This is a genomic window from Microcystis sp. M090S1 (genome assembly GCF_020246295.1).
GTDB lineage: Bacteria > Cyanobacteriota > Cyanobacteriia > Cyanobacteriales > Microcystaceae > Microcystis > Microcystis aeruginosa.
In genome coordinates, this window is record NZ_JADBTF010000315.1 from 1 (window position 1) to 4,213 (window position 4,213).

Genomic DNA, 4,213 nt, shown 5'->3' on the forward strand with positions numbered 1-4,213 from the left:
TCTGAATTTCTAGGTTAACGAGAGATGACTTTGCTGTTTGACTTCCATAAAATGAGAAAATAGCGATCGATTGACTATATTGAGGCTTAGATAATGGCTATCACCGATTCTGATCTAGATTTAGCACAATATATCGACCATTCTCTCCTCATCCCCACCGCCACCAGTGAACAATTAGAGGCTTACTGTCAACAGGCCGAACAATATCGTTTTCCCACCGTCTGCGTTTATCCCGCTGCCGTTAAGCAAGCGGTGCAGTTACTCCACGGCAAAAAAACCTTAGTTTCTACCGTGATTGGTTTTCCCGCAGGGGCCACTACCTCCGCAGTTAAACGTTATGAGGCTTTAGAAGCTGCCGATAATGGTGCTAAGGAGTTAGATGTGGTTATTAATCTCGGTTGGCTAAAAGATGGGAAATCTGAGCAATTATTCCAAGAAATTGCTAGTATTTGTCAGGAAACCGGCCAGACGGTAAAAGCGATTCTGGAAACCTCGCAACTGACGGACACCGAGAAACGTTTAGCGGCGGAGATTTGCATGGATGCAGGAGTCAGTTATCTAAAAACCAGTACCGGCTGGTTTGGAGGTGCAACGGTTAGCGATGTGAAGTTTCTCAAGGAAATTAGCAAAGGCCGGGTAGGAATTAAAGCATCCGGCGGAATTCGCACCCTAGAACAAGCGATCGCTCTTATCCGGGCCGGGGCCACCCGTCTGGGAACTTCCCGCGGTGTCGATTTAGTCCGTCAGCAAAAAGCCGCCTTTGAGGAATAATACTAAATCCTGTTTAAAAGGTATAGGAAAGTGGGGAAGTGGGGAAGTGGGGTGTAGGGTGTGGGGTGTGGGGTGTAGGGTGTGGGGTGTGGGGAAGTGGGAAGAATAAATAAAATAATCTCCTATCTCCTGACTCGGAGACTCCTGACTCGGAGACTCCTGACTCCTGAATCCTGAAAGCTAAAATGATGACTGACAATATAGATAAAAATAAGGAGGTTTATTTGCCGATAATTCGCTGTGGTAATCGAGAATTTAGAGATATTCAAGGGATTGTTTTTGATAAGGACGGTACGCTAGAGGATTCCCGGGCTTTCTGGTATGATCGAGCTATAGCCCGGGTACAAGCCATTGAATCGCGAATTCCGGGTTTAGAGTCTTTATTAACTAAAACTTTCGGTATTGGGGCAAATAGTCTCAATCCTGCCGGTTTAATGGCAGTGGGCAGCCGCAGAGATAATCATATCGCCGCTGCCGGTTGTATTGCTTCCACCGGCCGGGATTGGTTAACGGCAATGGCGATCGCAAAAGCGGCCTTCCAAGCGGCCGATGAAAAGGTTCCCCCCCGCTTAAATCCCCTCTATCCCGAATGTTTAGAAGTAATTCGTTATCTGCACGCGGCCGGTTTGCAATTGGCGATTCTTTCCTCCGATACCACAGCACGAGTTGAGCAATTTGTCAAGGAAAATGGCCTATTAAATTATATTAAAATTGCCCAGGGCTGCGATCGAGGTTTAAGTAAACCCGATCCCTTATTATTGCAAGAAACCTGTCAAGCTTTGGGGACCGCAGTGGACAAAACCCTGATGGTGGGGGACACTAAGGCCGATTGGGAAATGGCTAAACAGGCAAAATCAGCAGCAGCGATCGCAATTAGTTGGCAACCGGAAAACCATCAAGATTTACAATTAGCTGATGTGGTCATTAGAGAACTTACTGCCATCTCGGTTATCAGTTATCAGTTATGATTTTAGCTGTCAGGAGACTCCGAGACAGGTTTTAGGTGTTGGGGTTTTGGGGTTTTGGGGTTTTAGTTCAATTTCCCCATTTCCCCACTTCCCCACTTCCCCACTTCCCCTCCCCATTTCCCCACCTCCCCATTTCCCCATTTCCCCACTTCCCCACTCCCCCACTCCCCCCTTCCCAATTCATAATTCCCTCTATGCTAACAATTGCCTTACCGAAGGGTGCTTTACTAAACGAAAGTATCCAAATATTTCAGAAAATTGGCTTAGATTTTAGTGCCTTTCTTGACTCAAAAAATCGCCAATTACAGATTACCGACCCCACTAACCAAGCGAAAGCGTTATTAGTAAGAGCCACAGATGTACCAGTTTATGTAGAATACGGTCAGGCACAATTAGGCATCGCCGGTTATGATGTTTTATTGGAAAAATCTCCCGATGTGGCTAATTTAATTGACCTAAAATTTGGTTACTGTCGGATGTCGGTAGCTGTCCCTGCTGATAGTCCCTATCAAAGTCCCTTAGATATTCCCCATCACGGTAAAGTTGCCTCAAAATTTGTCAATTGTGCTAAGGATTATTTTCGTCGTTTAGATATTCCCGTCGAGATTATACCTCTCTATGGTTCCGTAGAATTAGGCCCGATTACGGGGATGTCAGAAGCGATAGTTGACCTAGTTTCCACCGGTCGAACTTTACGCGAAAATGGTTTAGTAGAAATTGACGAATTATTTGCTAGTAGCGCTCGATTAATCGCCCATCCCCTCAGCTATCGACTAAATCGCGATCAGATTTATAACTGGGTAGAAAAGCTCAGAGAAGCAACTACATCAATGGCAAAAGTTTAAGGAAAATATAGGTTAGTTTTGGGCAGTATTTCCCGCTAACCTAATTATTTTAAGAGTAAACCAATGAGCGCACCAGCAAGAATTAACCAAGTAGAATTAACCTGAAAACGTAGTAAAAGAATAGCGGAGATAAGAGATAGAATGATAGCCAATAAATTAAAAGGTAAATTACCGTAGGGTTGTAACCAAGTAGCTAGAGCTAAATTAAAAATTACTGCCACCATTAAAGCCACGGCACTGGCATTAATTGCATCTAAAAAAGCACCCGCCCAAGCGGATTGTCTCAGTTTAGGAATGAGGGGATTAAGTAATAAAACAAAGATAAAAGAAGGAAAGAAAATCGCTAGAGTCGCCACAATTGCCCCCGATACTCCTAATATTTGATAACCGATAAAAGTGGCTGTGGATAACACCGGACCGGGGGTAAATTGACCCACAGCAATGGCATCTAATAATTGTTGCTGGGTTAACCATCCTCTCCCCTGCACTAAATCCCCTTCTAAAAAGGCAACTAACACATAACCACTACCAAATAAAACACTACCCACCTTGAGGAAAAATAGCCCTAATCCTGTTAATGTCGGTGGGATATTGCTAGGAGCAGCAACCGCCGTCGCACCGCCTATTCCTGCCACAATCAGGGGAAAAGTAGCGAATTTCTTTAGGATAAACATCCCGATAATTCCGCCTAACAGTAAAGCGATAACTTCATTTAAACCTAAGATTAATAATCCGATAACTCCCAATCCGATGAAGAATAATTGACGGGTTTTCAGTGCCTTTTTGCCTAAGCGCCAGAGTGCCTGAAAAATCACCGCAATTACTACCGGTTTAATCCCCGCAAAAATCGGGGCCACATCGGGTAAAGTCCCGTAGGTAGTATAAATCCAAGCTAGAAAACCCGTAATTAACACCGCAGGAGTGATAAAACAAACCCCCGTGATTATTAAACCCGCTAAACCACCAAAAATATAACCGATATGAATGGCCATTTCCGTGGAATTAGGACCGGGAATCAGATTAGTTGCCCCCACCAAATCGAGAAATCGCTCCTTAGTCATCCAACCGCGACGCTTAACCACTTCTTCCTCCATTAAAGCGATATGGGCAGCCGGACCACCAAAACCGATAATGCCGATTTTGAGAAATAAAAGGGCAAGTTGTGAGAGATTGGGAGGCGATGAAGTTAGCATTTTCTGATTACCAATAGTTTTTCTAGAATTAAGTTTATATCCAAAAGAATAGGCTTAAGCTAAATTCTTGGCTAGATCTCGTCAATCCTAAAATCCCATAATTGCAAAAGTGTTTTACACAAACTCAATCATAAGTATTTAATGCTCCCGGTCAAGTAAATTTGATACAAAAAAAGTTAAGAAAACTTTATAAATAATATTGATTAATTTGTTTATAATAGACCCCATTAATGCCAACTGAAACCTATCAGCACCCCCCTTATTAAGGGATTAATTAGGGCTTGCTGAAAAAGTTGGGGCGAAGCATTCGGATAGGAAATCTACGGTTTCAGCGATAGGTTATGCCCGAATGCTTCGCCCCTACAGGACGCGGGCCGATGAAGATGTAAGGTTTTGAAACATGATTCTCTCAAAATCTTGCACCTGTTTCGCAAAA

Annotated in this window: 4 protein-coding genes; 3 read left to right on the top strand and 1 reads right to left on the bottom strand. The window is 43.7% G+C overall.

Translation table 11 applies throughout. From position 1 onward, the window contains the following. Nucleotides 1-93 precede the first annotated feature (93 nt). The 3 genes from deoC (at nt 94) to hisG (ending at nt 2,584) form a co-directional block, all read left to right on the top strand. Nucleotides 94-771: a deoxyribose-phosphate aldolase gene (deoC, locus tag IM477_RS13870; protein ID WP_287673953.1), complete on the top strand. Its 678-nt coding sequence runs from the start codon at nt 94-96 to the stop codon at nt 769-771. A gap of 185 nt (nt 772-956) precedes the next feature. Beyond that, entirely contained in the window at nt 957-1,739 is a 783-nt protein-coding gene (locus tag IM477_RS13875; protein WP_287732161.1) for an HAD family hydrolase, read from the top strand. A gap of 194 nt (nt 1,740-1,933) precedes the next feature. Next, the gene (gene hisG, locus IM477_RS13880; protein WP_287732162.1) at nt 1,934-2,584 is read left to right on the top strand and encodes an ATP phosphoribosyltransferase; all 651 of its coding nucleotides are present in this window, start codon (nt 1,934-1,936) and stop codon (nt 2,582-2,584) included. Between the two features lie 44 nt (nt 2,585-2,628). On the opposite strand, the gene chrA is transcribed toward hisG, so the two are convergent. Further along, nucleotides 2,629-3,777 (bottom strand): chromate efflux transporter, encoded by a 1,149-nt coding sequence (gene chrA, locus IM477_RS13885; protein WP_287732163.1) that lies wholly within the window; start codon nt 3,775-3,777, stop codon nt 2,629-2,631. Nucleotides 3,778-4,213 lie beyond the last annotated feature (436 nt).